Annotated in this window: 7 protein-coding genes; 3 read left to right on the plus strand and 4 right to left on the minus strand. The window is 50.1% G+C overall.

The features are described 5' to 3' along the window. The first annotated feature begins 17 nt into the window (after positions 1-17). Positions 18-1,373, plus strand: a complete 1,356-nt coding sequence (locus tag PN498_RS19920) for a (Fe-S)-binding protein (protein WP_272065061.1) — start codon at positions 18-20, stop codon at positions 1,371-1,373. A gap of 307 nt (positions 1,374-1,680) precedes the next feature. Further along, positions 1,681-7,293, plus strand: a complete 5,613-nt coding sequence (locus PN498_RS19925; protein ID WP_272065063.1) for a PAS domain S-box protein — start codon at positions 1,681-1,683, stop codon at positions 7,291-7,293. Positions 7,294-7,403: 110 nt separating this feature from the next. On the opposite strand, the gene PN498_RS19930 is transcribed toward PN498_RS19925, so the two are convergent. The 3 genes from PN498_RS19930 to PN498_RS19940 all read right to left on the minus strand — a co-directional run bounded on the left by PN498_RS19930 (position 7,404) and on the right by PN498_RS19940 (position 11,214). After that, positions 7,404-8,699: a glutamyl-tRNA reductase gene (locus tag PN498_RS19930; RefSeq protein ID WP_272065065.1), complete on the minus strand. Its 1,296-nt coding sequence runs from the start codon at positions 8,697-8,699 to the stop codon at positions 7,404-7,406. Positions 8,700-9,209: 510 nt separating this feature from the next. Next, a complete protein-coding gene (glpX, locus tag PN498_RS19935; RefSeq protein WP_442951434.1) occupies positions 9,210-10,250 on the minus strand; it encodes a class II fructose-bisphosphatase in 1,041 nt (346 codons plus the stop codon). A gap of 103 nt (positions 10,251-10,353) precedes the next feature. Then, positions 10,354-11,214: a phosphatidate cytidylyltransferase gene (locus PN498_RS19940; protein WP_272065163.1), complete on the minus strand. Its 861-nt coding sequence runs from the start codon at positions 11,212-11,214 to the stop codon at positions 10,354-10,356. A 478-nt stretch (positions 11,215-11,692) separates the two neighbouring features. Here PN498_RS19940 and PN498_RS19945 point away from each other — a divergent pair, with 478 nt between their 5' ends. Beyond that, complete coding sequence (locus PN498_RS19945; protein ID WP_272065066.1) at positions 11,693-12,760, plus strand: 3-deoxy-7-phosphoheptulonate synthase; 1,068 nt, start codon at positions 11,693-11,695, stop codon at positions 12,758-12,760. 152 nt (positions 12,761-12,912) lie between these two features. On the opposite strand, the gene PN498_RS19950 is transcribed toward PN498_RS19945, so the two are convergent. Then, positions 12,913-19,719, minus strand: coding sequence for a cadherin-like domain-containing protein (locus tag PN498_RS19950; protein WP_272065068.1), 6,807 nt, complete (start codon positions 19,717-19,719; stop codon positions 12,913-12,915). Between the last annotated feature and the right edge of the window lie 423 nt (positions 19,720-20,142).

Here is a 20,142-nt window from a genome sequence, read left to right on the forward strand (position 1 = left end):
TTACGATTGCTTTAGATATGCAAACGGCAGACCCTTCGACGTCTCCTCAACCAGTCCACCCTCCTGAGCAGGGATTTGATCCCCAGCATCCGCCCGAGCAAGGTCTCATTGATGCCTGCGTTCACTGCGGCTTTTGCCTGACAACCTGTCCTAGCTACCGGGTTATTGGCAAGGAGATGGATTCGCCTCGGGGTCGCATTTATCTGATGGATGCCATCAATAAGGGAGAGGTGCCGTTTTCACCCACTGCCGTTCAGCATTTTGATTCTTGCTTAGGCTGTTTGGCCTGTACGACGTCCTGTCCATCTGGGGTGCAATACGATCAACTCATTGCGTCAGTGCGTCCCCAGGTGAAGCGCAATCATGAGCGATCGCTGCCTGAGAAGCTCCTACGAACACTGATTTTCCAGCTCTTTCCTTACCCAGATCGCATCCGGTTACTGCTGCCACCTTTGGGGATCTACCAACTTCTGGGATTGTCCAAGCTCATTCAGAAAACAGGATTCTTGCAGCGACTGTCTCCTAATTTGGCAGCCATGGAATCCCTCCTGCCTAAAGTCACCGCTCAATCCTTTCAAGACAATTTGCCGGACGTTATTCCTGCGCAAGGAAAACGTCGCTATCGTGTAGGGATGATCTTAGGCTGTGTACAGCGGGTGTTCTTCTCCAACGTGAATGAGGCGACGGCAAGAGTGCTCACAGCCAACGGTTGTGAAGTGGTGATCCCCAAGAGTCAGGGTTGTTGTTCAGCGCTGCCCGCACACCAGGGCGAAGAAGCCCAAGCTCAGGCCCTAGCCCGACAGATGATCGACGCCTTTGAAGATACTGAGGTCGACTATGTGATTATCAACGCGGCGGGTTGCGGTCACACCTTAAAGGAGTACGGTCATATCCTGCAAGATGACGAGGAATATCGCGATCGCGCCAAGGCCTTCTCTGCCAGCGTCCGCGATGTACAGGAATTTCTTGCAGAAGTGGGCCTAACTGCCGAATTACATCCGCTTACGGACGGTCCCCTGCCGTTGGTTTACCAAGATGCTTGTCACCTTTTACATGGGCAAAAGATCAGCATTCAACCTCGTCAGCTCCTCAAAAAAATTCCTCAGGTTCAAGTCCGAGAACCCATTGATGCCGCGCTCTGCTGCGGTAGCGCTGGTGTCTACAACATGTTGCAGCCTGAAGTAGCCGAGGAGTTAGGCCAGATGAAAGCCCAGAATTTAATCAACACGGGCGCTCAACTCATTGCCTCATCTAATCCCGGCTGTTCTCTACAGATTTTGAAGCATCTCGAAAAGCACGATCAACAGCTGCCCTTGAAACATCCGATAGAACTCCTTGACTTGTCCATCCAAGGCGAAAAGTTATCGCTTTAATCCAAAAGGAAGCGACATAGTCTTAAAATTTTCTATAGGGAACGTATAGACGTTATCAGCGGAAGCAAGACAGTTGATAACGTTAGAATTCAAGCTAGACAAGGACTTGATTCATCCTTCTGCCTCTTTCTCTTCGCCTTTTGACCCAAAAAGAGGTCAATAGATAGAGGCATTCTGATAACACCTTCTCACTAGACTGACATCTTTGACTGTAGGCTGTGCCCTTCAGGTCTTGAGAACCTTCAGCCCTGATAATCCGTGGCTTTAGGGATCAAAACCGGCATGGAATACGTTGGTTTGCCTTGCCTTGCCCATTAATTTTGAGCATTTAGCATTCGTCTCCGGAGTTCTTGTCATGATCAGCGATCGCGTCCTATACGAACAGTCTCCAGCTCTACTCCAGACTATTGATGCCGAGGGTCGTATTGTTGCTGTCAGCGATCGCTGGCTGGCTCAACTGGGATATTCACGAAAGGCTGTGATCGGTCATCCCTGGCATATATTTTTGACGAAGGGCTGTCGGGCTCAATTAACTGATTATTCCATTGGCTATTGGCAAACCGGGTTGACACCTAGCGTCTTGGAATTTCAGACTCAACAGGGCATGGTTTTTACAGCTGAGTTTTCAGCCACGACAATTCAAGATGAGAGGGGGCAGCCCTATGGACTGGCAACGCTGACTAACCTTGCTGAGCGATCGCAGCTTCAGGACGCATTCCTCCATTCAGTCGAAGCAGCTCACCCATCTTCCCTGCGAACTTCTCAACAATTGCTATTGCAGCTTGTGTTCGACAATATGCCGCAGCGTGTCTTTTGGAAAGACCTTAAAGGTCGTTTTTTGGGCTGCAATCCTCCCTTTGCTAAGGACATGGGCTATACCGATCCCGCTGACATTATTGGTAAGACAGACCATGAGCTACTAGCGCAGTATCCCGAATCCGTTCGGGCATTTCGCCATCAGGACCAAGCTGTCATAGCCGCTGACCAATCCGTCTCTTACGAAGGACAATCACAGCACCATCATGATGGCAATTTACGCTGGCTTTCAGCCAACAAGCTGCCTCTCAAGAACACAAAAGGGGACATCATTGGCATCTTTGGCAGCTACGAAGACATTACTGATCGCGTGTCTACTCGGCAAGTCCTACAACGCTATGCCCGCATGATAGAGGCTGCAACCGACGGCATCTGCCTTGTTGACCGCAATTATCGATATCAAATCATCAATAAAACCTATCGCGACTGGTACGGTTATACCGGGCAGCCAATTCTAGGACAAACCATTGCTGAAGTATTAGGGCAAGACGACTTCAGAAATCGCTTGCAGCCTCTAATTGATCGCAGCCTCAATGGCGAAATCATTCGCTATGAACAGTGGTTCGAATTTCCCCATCTCGGTAAACGGTTTCGCAGCATCACACAGACCCCATATCGAGAAGCATCGGGTGAGATCACGGGTATTGTCACCAGTATTCGTGATTTAACGGCCCTTAAGGAAAGTGAAACTCGTCAACAAGAACTTCTGAAAATCATTGAGTCAACACCTGATTTCATCGGTACCGCTTCACCTGAGGGTGAGATTCATTACGTTAACCCGGCCTTTGTCAATCTGATGCCGTCAAAGTTGAAGGTGCCTCAACAAACACCCCGTATCCAAGAGCTTTCTCCTGTTTGGGCCTTTGAAAAGATTGCCGATGAGGCTATACCTCTAGCTCAAAAGCAAGGAACCTGGCAGGGAGAAACAGCGCTATTGGGATCGAATGGCGTAGAAATCCCTGTGTTTCAAACCATCATTGTTCACCGCGATGAGCAAGGAGACATCAAGTTTTATTCGACCATTGCCCACGATATCCGTCCACAAAAAGCACTAGAACATGAGTTACGAAAACGCCTGCAATGTGAGCAGCTTCTTAGCCGGCTTTCAGCAAAGTTGGTTAATTTGAAACCTGATGAACTGGTCAACGGTATTCATCAAGCTTTGCGCGAAGTGGCTGAAGCCATCGGGGCGGAACACGGCTGTATCTATTTGCTATCTAACAATCACCGGTCTCAAACAGTCTTCAGCCAGTGGCATACCGTATCATTCACCCCACACTTATCACACGACGAGAGTTGGACAACCGTCAACCTGTCTACTGAGTTTGTGGCGGCCTTAGATCAACGCCAAGTGATCACCTTAGAGGACAGCGCTGATTTATCCCCTGCGGCTATGAGCAATCCGCTTGTGGCAGACGTGAAAAATGGGCGATCGGTGGCCTGGGTGCCTATGCATCACAGTCAGCAACTAATTGGCTACATCGAGTTTTGTGGACCTCATCCAAAATCTTGGTCAGCCCATGAAATTTCGTTGTTAAAGCTCATTGGAGATCTGTTCGCCAACGTCTATCAGCGACATCAGGCAGAAGATGCCCTGAGGCAGCAGGAGCACTATTTTCGCTTGCTGACTGAATATGCCTCAGATATTGTCATGTTGCTGGATGAAAATGGACAACTTCAGTACATTACTCCTGCCGTCAATCAAGTCTTGGGTTATTCTCCTGAAGAATTGGAAAATACTTCCCTTTTTCAATTGATTGCAATTGAGGATATTGAGCAGGTTAGCCAAACGCTTCACGTTGCAGCCGCTCAACCCAGTGTTCGGCAACCCATCGTTCAGTATCAAATTCGCCATCAAAACCAGCAGTGGCGATATTTCGAAGCAACGGTAACGAGTCTTCTACACGACCCCGTTGTGAAAGGCACTGTCATGAATTGCCGAGATGTGAGCGATCGCATTACCGCTGAAATTGCTCAACACCGCAGTGAGCAAACCTTTCAGGCAATCTTTGAGCAATCTGCTGTCAGCATGGCTCAGATCTCGCTCAGTGGCGCTTATCTGCGAGTCAATCCGGCATTTTGCCAACTTGTCGGCCATGAAGCAGATGAACTCATCGGAGAGCATTATGCGAAGGTCACTCACCCAGAAGATATCGCCGATGACGTCGCCTTAGGTTCACCGCTTACGGCTGATAGAACACTACCTGATCGGGGACATAAACGATTCATACGTTCCGATGGCTCCACACGCTACGTGCAAATGGTAGTTACCGTAGTGCAAGGCGCTGAAAACTATCCCGCTTTTTTCGCTGTTGTTTACAACGACGTCACTGAGCAAGTGCTGGCTCAAAACTCCCTCCGTAGCCTGGTCGAAGGCACAGCGTCTGTTGTAGGAGAAGATTTCTTCCCGGTTTTGGCTCGCCATCTTGCTGAAAGTCTGGCAGTCAAACACATCCTCATCAGCCAAGTCACGCCAAAGAACGAGTTGCTCCCCATCGTATTTTGGAGTCACGGTCAAATCCAGTCATTTCTGTCTTCTTGCCTATCAGATAGTCCTGGCAAACGCGCTTTGAGAGAGGGATTTTACTGCTGCCCGCAGAAGCTGCGGGAAACATTTCCCAACAATCAAGACTTAGTGGCGCTGAACGCTGAGAGCTACTTAGGCATTGCACTTTTAAGCTCAGATGGTCAGGTCATCGGTGAGATTTGCGTCATTCATGACCAGCCCATTCAAAACTTGGATAACGCGACGACTCTGCTACGAATCTTCGCCGCTAGGGCCAGTGCAGAGCTAGAGCGGCAGCGGTCAAATCAAGCCTTACAGGACAGGGAAGCTAAGTGGCGTAATATCTTGAACAATATGCCCGTCATGCTGAATGCGATCGATGATGATGGTTTCGTGACGCTGTGGAACAAAGAATGCGAGCGAGTGACTGGTTACAGCGCTGACGACATTATTGGAAATCCAGATGCACTATCGCTGCTTTATCCCGATCCTGAATATCGGCAAAGGCTGCAATCAGTCTTGAAAGGAAAGAACAGCAACTATCGAAATGTAGAGTGGGCGACCACTTGTCAGGACAATCGTCAGCGCATCATTGCTTGGTCTAATCTTTCAGGATTATTCCCCATTCCTAATTTAGGCTCCTGGGGTATCGGTGTCGATGTCACTGAGCGTCAGCTAGCGGAGGATGCTCTGCGAAAAAGCGAAGCTCGGTTTCGTCGCTTAGCTAGCAACATGCCAGGCATCATTTATCGCTATCACCGCGAGTCCAGTGGTCGCACCTATTTCAGCTATTTGAGTGCAGCCTGCCGAGAGATTCTGGAAGTAGACCCCGAAGCGGGCATCCAGAACCATAAACTTATTTGGAATCTCATTCATCCTGATGATCAGCGGCGGATGCTGTCTGCGCTGAGGACTTCGCAGAGCCGACTCACGCCGATATCAGAAGACTGTCGCATTGTGACACCTTCAGGGGCCGTGAAATGGCTCAAAACTCTAGCTCGTCCGGTTCGAGAACCCAATGGCAGTTATCTTTGGGACGGCGTTGTTATTGAAATTACTGAGCAGAAAGAAACGCAACAGGCTCTACAAAAAAGCGAGGCTCTGAACCGCGCCATCTTAAAAGCCTTACCCGACCTAATTCTCCGGATGACACAAGATGGGATTTGCTTAGCAGCTCAGTATCCCGAAACCTTTCCTGTGCTCAAACCCGACAATAAATCAATTGGCCAAAATATTCGCGATACCCTTCCAATTGATCTTGCCGAACAGCGATTACTCAGTACCCAGCGGGCTTTGATCATGCAGGAAACGCAAATTAGCGAGTACGAGGTGCATCAGGATGGTATAACCCGATGGGAAGAAACTCGCATCGTGCCCTTAAATGAGACTGAAGTGTTGGTCATCGTCCGTGACATCGATGAACGCCGCCGAGCTGAAAATGAGGTGCGGCGATTGAACACCGTTCTGGAGTTGCAGAATCAGCAGCTCGAAGCCTTAGTTGAACTCCGTACCGCAGAGCTGATGACCTTTATGGATTCTTTGCCCGATTTAATTTATGTGGTCGATCGCGCTACCCACACCATGAGGTTTGGCAATGATAAAGCGGTCCAGCTGTCCAGCGAAAGCACCCGTCAAAATTATCAGGGCAAAACGCTATTCGAATGCTTTCCATCTGATCGAGCTACAGCCTATGATGCTCAAAATCAGGAGGTCTTCAAAACAGGTCAGGTACTCCATATTGAAGACACCATCGAAACACACTCTGAAACAATTCACCTCGACACTTACAAAATTCCGCTTAAAAATCGCGACGGCGAAGCTTACGCCCTGATCAATTCTTCCCGTGATGTTACGGAGTTGATTAAGGCAAGACAAGTTCTAGAAGCCCAGGCCAAGCAGTTGGCCATAGTCAACCACGAACTGCAATCCTTTTCCTATTCTGTCTCCCATGACCTGCGAGCACCTTTGCGACACATCAACGGGTTTATTGCGGCGTTAAAGCGGCAATTAGCCGGGTCTACAGCTTTGTCTGATCCGAAGGTCGTGCATTATTTAGAGGTGATCGAGAGCAGCAGCCATAAGATGGGGCGGCTAATTGACGGCTTGCTGGTGCTATCGAGGGTCGGACGACGAGAACTGACCTTACAACCTGTCGCGCTAGACCCCTTGGTCAACCATGCGATCGCCCTACTAGAAGACAGTCCCGAGAATAACCCTGACCGTCTTCAAATTACCGTTGCACCACTACCCACCGTTCATGGGGACGTTGCCTTACTACAACAGGTTTTCACCAACTTGATTAGCAACGCAGTCAAATTTAGCCGCGATCGCACTCCTGCCAAAATTCACATTGGACAAAGAAGTACGGATCATGCATTTTTCGTCAGAGACAACGGCGTCGGCTTTGATATGACCTATGCAGACCAGCTCTTTAGTCCGTTCCAGCGGCTACATCGGCAAGATGCATTTCAAGGGACAGGGATTGGATTAGCCATTGTCAGCCGTATTATTCACCGCCATGAGGGTTCAATTTGGGCTGAAAGTAGCGTCAATCAAGGAGCGACTTTTTTCTTTACCTTGCCTCAGGTAGAGGGTTAGGGGCTGTCAATTTTGAAATTGTGAGTGGGTTATCCCTGCAAGTGTCGCGACAAACATACGCTGCTCTGATCTCTGGAGTGAACTCTACATGCCCAACAGAACAGGCCGCTCTAGCCAAACGTTTCATTCGACAAAGGCTCTAAATCAAACAGGGTGTGTAGCGTATGCATGGCCTGTTTGCGAGTTTCAATGTCTCGTTGAGCGCGCAATTGAACCATGGGATCATGCAAGATTTTGTTGACGATGCCTCGCGTAAGTGCTTCAATCACTTCCCGCTGTTTCTTGCTGCCAAATTCCTCCCCTAATCGAGAAAAGGCTTTCTCTAGTTCCTGTTCTCGAATCGTTTCTACTTTGCTGCGAAGACTGCTAATGGTGAAAACCGTGTCGAGCGATCGCCACCAATCCATAAACGTTTCAAGTTCTTCTTCGAGCAATCCTTCCGCTTCCATCGCCATACGGCGACGGCTCTCTTGATTTTGAGCCACAACAGCCTTCAGATCGTCCACGTTGAAAGCATGGACATTTTCTAAGTCATTCACATCCGTGTTCACGTTGCGAGGCACTGAGATATCGAACAGCATGAGCTTTTGATGAGGCATCAAAGCCGCCTCTAGCCTGGCCTTATCTAAGATAGGTTCAGTCGAAGACGTACAGGTGAACACAACATCTGACGCACAAACGGTCTCAATCATGATGTCGAGGGTCCCGGTTTGAATGCCTGCACCATTGAACTGTGCGGCTAAATCATCCGCTCGGCTGATAGAACGATTGAGAATCGTGATTTGGCAAGAATCCTTAGACAGCAAGTGCTGCACTAAAAGGCGAGCCATTTTACCGGCTCCCAAAATACTGATGCGGCAGGCTTCTAAGTTAGGCTGCTTGAGCTTAGCTAATTCTGCCGCTGCCGAACTGATAGAGACTGCTCCGGTTCCAATACTGGTTTCGGTCCGTACGCGCTTACCCACAGTAATGGCCTGCTTGAGTAAACGGTTCAAAATGCGGCCTACACCTTTATGCTGCTGCCCAAGTTTGTGAGCATGTTTGACCTGAGACAAGATTTGACCTTCGCCTAAGACCAAACTGTCTAGCCCCGCTGCCACTCGAAATAAATGCATTACAGCGTCTTGATGCAGCAGGATAAACAAATGCTCTCGTAAGGCAGCGAGGGGCACTTTGCCGTAGTCTGACAGAAACTGAATGACCTCTCGTACACCCTGATCGGCCTTCTCCGTCACGATATGGATCTCTAGGCGATTACAGGTGCTTAGGATGGAGACTTCATCGATGTGCGGATAACTGAGGAGTTGAGCGATCGCCTCTGCAGCTTGTGGGGTAGGAATACTCAGTTTTTCCCGAACGTCAACGGGTGCAGTTTTGTGGCTCAGACCCACTACAGCAATGTTCATGCATCCTCCTAACGAAATAATTTTGTTATCGACTTGATAAAAAGCAACTCACACAGACTTTCTATTGTGCCTGTTTTGCTCTCAAAGGGAGAGCATCCTTATCCAGTTTGGTTTCATGATCTGCCAATTCTCCTGAGCTGGAGAAAAGACTATAGATAGCGGGGGTATCAAACGCAGAGTCATAGAAAATCAGCACAGTCGGTACATCGAGAACTGGGTAAGCCTCGAAAAATTAAAGACCTGACAAAAAGATGTGAGGCAGTGAAGCTTGTTATTTCATTACCAGCATTTCTGAAAGTAAAGAACAACGCTAGTTGACTCAAGGAAACTCAACAAAAGTCTATTAAATTCAAGCTTTAAGACGCAATTGGCTCTCTATTTGCTTCCATAAAGAATCAGAGACACGACGAATCGCATCTCTGATTCACAACATTAGGTTATGCCTTTCAAGCACCCACGATGGGCGCTTCATCTAGAAGAACAGTGGCTCACCTAGCACAATGTTCAAGCTTACTTGAGCTGAAGCGCTTTGGGCTTTTCGGGCATATGAATAGTGTCCACAAAACGAGCCGTTTTGGATTGGCTGGAAATAACCAAGCTCTGCGTACGAGCACCGCCGCTGAAGAAACGAACACCCTCCATCAGCGTTCCTGAGGTGATACCACAGGCTGCGAATAGCACAGTCTCACCGGAGGCTAGTTCCTCTGCTTCATAGACCTTATCAGGATCTTCAATGCCCATTTCCTTCAGGCGAGCAACGTTAGACTCTTTGCTTTCACCGATGAGTCCTGTTTTAACAACGGCAGGATCATAAATGAGCTGTCCTTGGAAATGTCCGCCTAAGCAGCGCATTGCAGCAGCTGAAATAACGCCTTCAGGAGCTGCACCAATTCCCATCAAAGCGTGAGTATTAGTTCCTACAAAGCCACAAGAGATAGCCGCAGAGACATCACCATCACTAATCAGGCGAACTCGTGCCCCTGCATCCCGAATTTCATTGATGAGGTCAGTGTGGCGATCGCGCTTCATCACCACGACAACTAGCTCATCAAGCGCCCGGTCTAGACACTCTCCAATGATCTTCAGGTTTTCTGTCGCAGACTTGCGAATATCAACCTTGCCCTTAGCTGCAGAAGGGGCGGCCAACTTTTTCATGTAAAAGTCAGGCGCATGGAACAAACCGCCTTTCTCAGAAATTGCCAATACGGCCATGGAGCCAGGCTGACCATAGGCACAGAGATTAGTTCCCTCGCAAGGGTCAACAGCGATGTCAATCTCAATCAGTTCGTCGGGATTACAGTATTCCTTAGCATCTTCACGAGTACAAATGCCGACCTCTTCGCCGATATAGAGCATCGGGGCATCATCACGCTCACCTTCGCCAATCACAATGCGGCCTCGCATGTGAATATCGTTCATGCGTTCCCGCATGGCTTCTACAGCCACGAGATCGGCAGTATTCTTGTCGCCTTTACCCATCCAGCGGGCAGATGCGATCGCTGCCTTCTCAACAACTTCAATAATTTCTAAACCTAGTGTGGTTTCCAACAAGGCCCTTATCCTCCAAAACTGCCGACTTTACGTGGGTCTGACCAGAGCTATCTCAGTCATTCAGTCTATCAGAGGAGGGGATCAGGGGATAGTGGCCCTCTTTTTACTGGGGCAGCATCGGCAGCAGCAGCGTCACAAAATAGTAGACAATTGGCGCCGTAAAGACATAGCTATCGGTGCGATCAAGAATGCCGCCATGACCGGGGATTAACTGTCCCGAATCTTTCACGCCAGCGTCGCGCTTCATCAAAGATTCTGTGAGGTCACCCAGCAAACTGCTAATTCCAATCAGAGCACCCAGCGCTCCACCCGAGAGCCATATAGACCAGTCCAGCCAAGCAGCACCTGCCATGCCGATCAGAATGCTGGCAGCCATGCCAAAGACAGCCCCTTCGACCGTTTTTTTAGGACTAATGTTTGAGAGGGGTGTTTTGCCAAAGGTGCGACCCATGACATAAGCACCAATATCAGCAGCGGCAATACACGAGAAGGCCAACAATGTAGCCGTCAACCCCATTGGTAGGGCTTGAACCTGTATTGGCCAAGTTGGCCAGAATCCCTCTAACGGAAGCGTTGCTACAGCATCCAAGTCCCGCAGGCGAATCCAATAGCTAGGAAGATAGCAGCCATAAAAAAGGCCCAAAATAGAAGCAGCAACATCCGCGATCGTGGCAAATTTAGGTTGAAACAGCAGATAGAAACAAATAAACGTGCCGCCTAACGGTAAAACTGCGTTCACCAAGGTGGGAGAGCTATGGGCACACACTAATAGAAGTTGACTGACGAATAGAGTTGTTTTTGCTGCTGGTAAAATGCCTTTCGCTTGAACCAGCTGAAAAATCTCACGCTGTCCCAAAAAAACAATCACGCCGAAGGCTAGGGTGAAGTACCATCCCCCTAAGACAACAATCAGGAAGGCAAATAGAAGCGCAACTAAGGCACTAACGGTTCGGGTCAGGGGCATTTCAGACGGCAATAGGACACCAGCTGCTAACAAAAATCAACCTGCTCACTCTAAGCCTAGGGAGAACGAGGAAACAGGCCAATACAGTTTTCCAATGTCTTTAAGCTAACAATAGTAAGACGATTAGTGAAACTGCACCACAGATATATTGAAGCTACCTTATGAAAGCAACTTAGAGCGCATCATACCTTTATTGCAGGACTTAAGAAAAAGTCTTTGCCTACGCTTGCCTATGAATCCAAGTAGCATTAGAGCCGCTGTGGTGCCATCACTTTGACATAGTGGCGACAGCCCTGCCTGATCGCCTAGCCTGCCTAATCGCCTAGTCAGACTAATCATATTTGTCATCGTTTCTGATAATTCGCGAGTTTAGATAAGTTGAATACAATTGATAAGGATAAAGTTCCTCACAACTCGCTTGGAAAGAATCGCCAGGGTGGGGGATACTGAAAACTCTGATCTGCCAATAACCAAGTTCATGCACAAGACTCAGGATCTGCACGTTGTTGAGACACGCCCACTCGCGAGTCCGGCTTTGATACACCATGAACTGCCGATTACGGAAACGGCAGCCACCTTGGTTACTCAAACTCGCGATCGCATCCGCAATATTCTTTACAACGAAGATCGTCGTCTGCTGGTCATCGTCGGCCCCTGTTCTGTCCACGATGTTGATGCGGCTTTGGAATACGGCCAACAGCTCGCTTCCCTGCGGCAGGAACTATCCGAATCCTTAGAAATCGTTATGCGGGTTTACTTCGAAAAGCCTCGCACCAATATTGGTTGGAAAGGACTCATCAACGATCCCCATTTGGATAACAGCTACGACATCAATACAGGCTTGCGGTTAGCCCGTAAACTTCTATTAGATTTAGCCCATTTGGGGTTACCCTCAGCCACCGAGCTGTTAGATCCCATTACGCCTCAATATATTGCTGACGTTATTTCCTGGACGGCGATCGGGGCCCGCACCACGGAAAGCCAAACCCACCGAGAGATGGCCTCTGGGCTGTCAATGCCGATTGGATTCAAAAACAATACGGACGGTAGTTTGCTGGCAGCGATGAACGCGATGCTCGCCGCTAGCCGACCCCATCACTTTTTAGGCATCAACCATCATGGATTAGCCAGTATCGTCACCACCACAGGTAATCCTGATGGGCATCTTGTTTTACGGGGCGGCAAGCATGGTCCCAACTATGACAGTGTTTACGTGCAGCAGGCCGCTCAAGAGCTAACCGATTTGGGCCTTAATCCTCGCATGATGGTGGATTGTAGCCACGCGAACTCTCAAAAAGACCACAACCAGCAGGTTGTCGTGTTGGAAAATGTTGCTCAGCAAGTTAAGTCAGGGATGCGCCACCTTTTGGGCGTAATGGTCGAAAGCCACCTGGTTGCCGGCAAGCAATCCATTCCTGAGGACTTGAGCCAGCTCAGATATGGGCAAAGCATCACCGATGCCTGTGTGGATTTTGAGACGACTGCCGACATGCTACGAAAACTGGCAACTGCGATCGCACCTTCCCTCTCAGCCTCGACCAAATAACGAACGCTAGCAAAAGTCAGGCATGGACGATCACTCGTAATAGGTCTTGCGTTCGAGCGATCGCCTGTTCGGCTATGGATTTCAAATAAACGACACAAAGGAGCCTGTAGGGTCATACCACTGATAACCCTACAGGCTCCTGACGATCTTCGCTATGCAAATACGGTGCGGCCTTCAAATCGACCGATTTCAACGTAGTGGTCAAACCCGCTTGTGAAACTGCCGTTTGCTATTGCCGCTCCAACGTCAGGATTGAGACCAAGATAGCTAGCTTCGTTATATAGAATGCTAGGCTGTCGCCCTTCAATCTGACCAAAGCTAACAAAGTGTTCGAAGCCATCGGTGAACAATCCGTTTTGCACGTCGGCTGCCACGGTCGGATTGTTGCTGAGGTAAAACTCCTCGTTATAGAGATACAACGCTGGTGAGCGATTCTCGTTGGCCCCTTGCAGAATATAGTGCTGGAACCCGCTATTAAACACGCCATCACGAACCGCATTCTGAATATCGACGTTTTCGTCTAGATACTCTGTTTGGGTGAACTGGCTACTGGGACTTCGTAACTCAAATGCGCCTGTTAGCAAGAAATGCTCTAGGCCGCTTTGCACCATGTTGTTTGCGATCGCAATAACAATGTCTTCGTTAGTCCCTAAGTAAAAGTCCTCATTGTACAGAACGCTGGGATTGCGTCCCTCAGCAATACCCGCCGTGAGGAAATGCTCAAATCCGGATGAAAACGTGCCTGCCCCGACAGCCTGTCCAATATCTGGATTCTGCGTGAGATAGAACTGCTCGTCAAAGAACTGGGCAATGGGTAAGTCGTTAATACTATCCACCGGGATAACAGCGTCGGGATTTTGCAGCCGTAGGAATTGCTCATAGTCCAGAACGCCGCCCGCGATCGCGCCAATATTGACAGGAACAAACTGATCGACCGTAACCGCTAACGGTTCCGTTGAAGTTGAGCCGTCACTGACCACAATGTTGTAGGCAGGAGATGTTTCACTACCATCCTGGACAAAACTCACAGTGCCGTTGAGTAAATCTTGCTGGGAGAAGCTTTCAGTTGCTGCACCATTCAGCAAGAATTCTCCGCCGACTACATCTGAGACGGTGAACGTTAAAGCCTCCGGTGGCGTGTCAGCATCAGAAGCTGAAAGATTAATGCCGGACAGAACGAGGGTTTGCCCCCGGCTAATGGATAGACGGTTTAAATCAAGCGTTGGCGTATTGTCGATGCCCGCAATCTCGATGTTGACCGTCGCGGTGGACGTTGCGCCAGAGCTATCAGTAATGGTGTAGGTGAACGAATCTGCCGCAGATTGACCGGAGACTAGAGCCACAAACTGACCGTTCGGGTCGTAGTTAATGTTGCCGCCAGACGCGAAAGAGATGACGGCTCCCGATGGTAGGGCGATCGGGACGCCTTCCGTGGCAGCTTGTCCATTCAACTGAATCACTGCCAGGGTTTCCGAATCACCGGGATCTTCATCGATGTCATTGGCCAACACACTAGCCATTGTGAAGGCAGTTTGCTCGTTGGTGATAAAGCCTTCACCTCCGTCGTCTACAGCGACAGGCGGATCATTAGTGTTGATCAGCTCTCCAATAACGGCTGCAACTGGATCCGTTTGAATCTCGCCATCGCTAACGCTGATATTGAAGCTGGGAGGAACTTGGTCACCATCGTCAACAAACTCAACAACACCTGCAGCCAGTTGCCCCTGCGTGAAGGTGGTTGTGGGAATTAGGGCATCGCCCTCTCGGATAGCAAAGCCCCCTCCCTGCAATTCTGTGATGACAAACGTCAGCACGTCTGGAGGCGTATCGGCATCCGCTGCCGAGAAGTTTTCTAAGGTTACCGGAGTGCCGACGCCCTCAGTGACCGTCAGCTGATTGTTCACCAACGTCGGCCCGTCATTCACTGGGGTGAAGATGACGTTGGCGGGTACAACAACGGGTTCGCCTCCGTTATCAAAGACCGTGATATCAAAGGTAGGCGGCGTCTCAGAACCATCATGGGCAAAGATAATATTGCCTGCATTCAGTTCCGCTTGAGTGAATTGGTTGATGGGCTGAGCGAAGAAATCAACAAACGTTCCCCCAACCACGTTGCTGACTTCAAAGGTAATCGCTTCGGGAGCAGCCACCTCAGCATCCGTTGCTTGCAGGTTAATCACCCCTGTTGTCGGATCATTCAGCGTAAGTCGTTGACCTTCGGTAATCTCGAAGGTATTAGCGGTCAACTCAGGTGGGTCATTCAGGGGAATGAACTCAATGGTCGCTGGAACAGGCTCAGCCATACCCCCTTCCACATCGCGAACGATGACCGAATAACTCGGTGCAAGTTCATCACCATCGTCTGTGAATGACAGTTCGCCAAAGGAGACAGCAGCAGTGGTGAAGGTCTTGCCTTCAATCAGCTCAGTGCCTCTCAGGAAGAATGTACCGCCCTGAACATCGGTAATCTCAAAGGTGACCTGACTGAGATTGCTGTCAGGGTCGGCTGCCAGGAGATTTGACTTCGTGAATACAGCGGTGCCCCCTTCTTCGATGGTGAGCGTATTGGCTTCTAGAGCCGGATTGTCGTTGAGGTTGACAAACCCACCTTCTGGAATCTCAACAGTAGAGGAAACGCTGTTGGGTTCTTCGCCAGGCACCAAAGGCGTATCGGTCACCGTAAGCGTGTAGCTGGGAGCCGCTTCGTCGCCATTGTGAACAAACTGGATGGCTCCGCCATTGACATCTGCCTGAGAAAAGATACTGCCAACGTCAAGGGGTCCTACTGCCTTCCCTTGGCCTGGATCAAAAGCTTGAAAGCTGCCGTTGAGGACGGCTTCAATGGTGTATATCAGTCCTTCAGGGGGAGTTTCTTCGTCACCTGCTAGGAGGAATTCAGGTGTCAGGGTGACGGTTTCTCCTTCACTAATTCGCAAAGTGTTCGTGACAATAGGCATATCATTAAAGGCTATAAAGCCTACTTGAAGGTCTACTTCGACAGGAATCGGCTCTCCCTCATCAGAGTTGAGCGTGTCTACTACGGTCACAGTCAAATCAGGCGCAAAATTAGAGCCGCCGTGCACAAATGCCACCTGCCCAGCGTTAACCTGGGCCTGGCTAAAGGCAACAGCCGGATCGGTCAATAGTTGACCGTTGATTTCAAAGCCATCCGGCTGATTGGGATCGGCATTGGCGATCGCCACCGTATAGACCAATTCCTCTGGCGGCGTCTCCTCATCCGTTGTGCTAAGCAGGGCTTCTGTCAGCACAACGCGCCCCCCCTCCTCGACGTCAAAGGCACTGGCCCCCACAAGGGGAGCATCATTCACAGACGTAAAGATGACCCCCGGCTCCGTTTGGTCAGTGATGATGAGGGTGTTGACATCGTCATTGACCGTCAAGCTGAAGGTCGGAGCGGCGTTCCCACCGTCGTGCTCAAAGGCAATGACGTTCCCGGCATTAATTTCCGCTTGGGTAAAGCTAGTTGCGTCGCTGGCATCGGCTACGCGCACAAAGCGACCGCCAGTGACCGCATCAACGGTGTAGGTAACCGCTTCGGGAGGAAGCTCTTCATCAACAACAGACAATACTTCCGGTGTTAGCGCGATCGTGTCGCCCTCCCTCAGGGTCAGGGAGAAGGCTGCTAGCTGAGGCTCGTCATTGAGGGCTGTGAAATTGACGACACCATCACCGATGACTGATAGCGGTGATTCAGGGTCGAGATCCCTGAGCTCAACCGTGTAGGTGGGCGGTTCATCGATCGCCGGATCATTGACAAAGCGGATTTGGCCTTGAGCAATCTCCGCCTGGTTGAAGCTAATCGGTGGGGCGAAGTCAGGTGCCGCCAGCACTTCAACCTGCTCTTCACCATTCACTATGGTGACTCGCTCAAACCGCCCGTTCGTCACCTGAGTCACGGTAAAGAGTAGGGCGTTGTCATCGCTTTCAACATCCGCAGCACTGAGGTTCTCAAGGGTGAGGACAACCATGTCTCCTTCGGACAAGGTGATTTGGTTGTTGCCCAAGATCGGAGGATCGTTGACCAGGATGAACCCCCCATCCGGGATCTCGACGGTGCGAGATACGCTTTCGATCGTCGCCGGATCGCCGTCTAGTCCCGTATCAGACACGGTGAGGTTGTAGCTGGGAGCCAGTTCACTGCCGTTATGCATGAACTGGACAAGACCGTTATTGACATCAGCCTGCGTAAAGGTGCTGCCGATCGCCAAATCAACGGGAGCCTCTCCTCCCAAGAGCTGAAACATGCCATTGCTGAACCCATCAATGGTGTAGGTCAACCCTTCCGGCGGTGTTTCTTCATCGGTGGTCACCAGATTGGGAGCCTCTGGGTTGCTGTTGAGAACAACGGTCGCATTTTCAGCGATCGTCAGCGTGTTTACCGAGAAGAGGGGAGCATCATTTCGCGGCGTGTATAGGATCTCGGCGTCGCGGCTGTCTACCAGGGGTGGCGTAGTGAGGTCACTGACAGTGACTGTGTAACTGGGCGCAGCATTGGTCGCCGGATCGTTAACAAAACGAATCTGCCCCTGTAGGATTTGATCCTGAGAAAAGCTAATCGGAGTAGGCAGATCGGGTGACGCCAGCACTTCAATCTGCTCAACCCCGCCAACGAGGGTGACTCGCTCAAACCTGCCGTTGACAATGTTGGTAACGGTGAATTGCAGATCAGCGTCGTTGTCTTCTGGATCAGTCGCACTGAGATTGTCACTATCGAGAACAATGATGTCCCCTTCACTGAGCGTCAGAGTATTGTTCACCAGCACAGGCGGATCGTTTGTAGTAACAAATCCGCCATCTGGAATTTGCAGATCGCGAGCAACGCCGAGGACTGTTCCAGGGTCTCCGTTAATTCCCGTATCGGTAACCGTCAAACGGTAAGCAGGCGGGATTTCGCTGCCGTTATGGGTGAACTGAATCAGGCCGTTATCCACATCGGCTTGGGTAAAGGTGCTACCGATCGCCAGATTTGCTGGTGCGTCCCCGCCTAAGCTCTGGAAAGTACCGTCACTGAAGCTATCAATGGTGTAGGTCAGTTCCGTCGCAGGGGATTCTTCATCGGTCGTCACCAAATTGGGCTCAATGCTGTTGAGGACGACGGTGCCGCCTTCCGTAATCGAAAGGGTATTGACCGCGAAGATAGGTTCATCATTGGTCGCCTGAAACGTGACCACAAAATCAAGCGGAACAGGAGGATTGGGTGCATCCGTATCAGACAGAGCCGTGTCGGTGACGGACAGGGTCAGATTTGGAGCAACATTGGAACCGCCGTGTACGAACTGTACTAAGCCCGCATTGACGTCTGCTTGGGTGAACGTAACCGTTGGTTCTAGCGTCTCAACGCCGTTGATGATGAAGCGATCAGGCTTAGCCGGGTCTGCATTAGCAATCTGAACGGTGTATATCAACTCAGCCGGAGAGCTTTCTTCATCCAGCACTTGCAAGTTCTCAGCACTGGTGAGGGTGACCGTCTGACCTTCAGTAAGCGTAAGCTGCGATCGCTGCACCACAGGCAGATCATTGAAGGCTTGAAACTGAATTCCATCGCCGCTGCTAATCTCAATCACATTGCCGCCACCATCGGCTACAGCTAGTGTGAAGGCAGGCGCAACCGGACTACCGTCATGCTCAAAGGCAATGACGTTCCCAGCATTAATTTCAGCTTGAGTGAAGGCCGTGACGGTGGTGCCATCGGCAATGCGGACGAAGCGACCGGCAACCACCTCATTGACCTGATAGGCCAGGGCATCAGGCGGCGTTTCCTCATCAATGACCTGCAAGTTCTCACCTGTCAGCGGAACCGTTTGGTTTTCCGCGATGATGAGGGAAACGATCTGTGGTAGCGGCAAATCGTTGACAGCGGTGAAAAGAATTTCAGCTTCATCTGTTGCCACCTGAACCGGATCGGGAATCCCAGAATCGCTGACCTGCAAGGTGTATGTGGGTGGAGTATCGGTAGCCGGATCGTTAACGAACTGAACCAGCCCCTGTAAGATGCTGTTTTGTGAAAAGGGAACCGGCTCTGTATCCGGCGACGCGAGCACGGATACAACGTTTCCTGCAGGGTCAAGCAGCTCAAAGCGTCCGCCTGTGACTGAGGTAATTACAAGGGCGAGCGCGGCATCGTCATCTTCGACATCAGTGGCTGCAATATTCTGACTATTCAGCCTCACCGTAGCGCCTTCTGTCAGGGCAATACCGTTGGCAGTAATAACCGGGACGTCGTTGATTTGGGCAAAATTTTGTAGTGCAACTTCGCGGCTGGTGCCTTTGGGTGTCGGATCATCAGCGATGCCAGTATCAATCACGCGCAGACTGTAATTAGGAGCCGTCTCACTGCCATCATGCTTGAAGGCAATTAGCCCCGCATTGACATCGGCTTGAGTAAAGCGGTCGGCCACTCCCAGTTCAGTCGCCGTTTCACCAACACCAATTTGAAAATTCCCGTTAGATACCGATAGGATTTCATAGGTCAACTGCTCGGGCGGTGATTCTTCGTCAGTCGTCACTAAGTTGGGCGCCTCTGCGATCGCGTTCAGCGTAACGGTTTCACCCTCTGAAATTGACAGCGCATTGATCGAAAAAATGGGGCTATCGTTGCGGGCCACGAATACAATCTCTGGGGCACTCGCCTCAGAAACTTCTCCTGCCGCACTTGCCACAACGGTGTATTGCGGTGCAACATTCGAGCGATCATGACTAAAATCAACCCTACCCTGCAAAATTTCTTCCAGGCTGAAATTAGTCGTAGGCGCTCCATCCAGCAGGAAGCTTCCTGCTAGCAGCGACTCGCCGCCAGCACCCACGGCTGGAATGATCTCAAAGCGAATATCGTTTGTAGAAACGCCAGGTGCGCTAGCGTTCAACTCACTGGTTGAGACAGGGATATTTTGTCCCTCTTCAATATCGAGTCGGTTCGTCGTAATTTGAGGTGCTGCCATTGGATTTCACTCTTGATATCAACTCAATTGTGAGAGCTTAATTAATTGTCTTAACGGCTTTCTAAAACCGCTTCTCTCCACATCAAACTTTCTACGAGATGCCGCGATCGCAAAGACAAACTCCCAGAAGAAAGCCCAAAAATTTGCTTCGCACACCAAAATGGCATCCCAACTTTAGCGCATCCTGTAGATTTTGGACGCAGGTTTTTTCCTGCTCCGATTAGTCAATCAGACCCGACTCGCGATTTCAAGTTTAGACGGTTACTTTGGAAATTCAAATACCAAAAGAACTGCCAGCCAAAAATCAATCATCATACTTGTAATAAATCTTACTTCCCGAGCAAGTGTCAAGAATAGAAAGCACTCTCAGAACAGATGGCTGAGAATAAGGAGTAATTCCATCAATCTTAAAGGCGTAAAAAT

The organism is Oscillatoria sp. CS-180, from assembly GCF_028330965.1.
Taxonomy (GTDB): Bacteria; Cyanobacteriota; Cyanobacteriia; order Phormidesmidales; family Phormidesmidaceae; genus Halomicronema.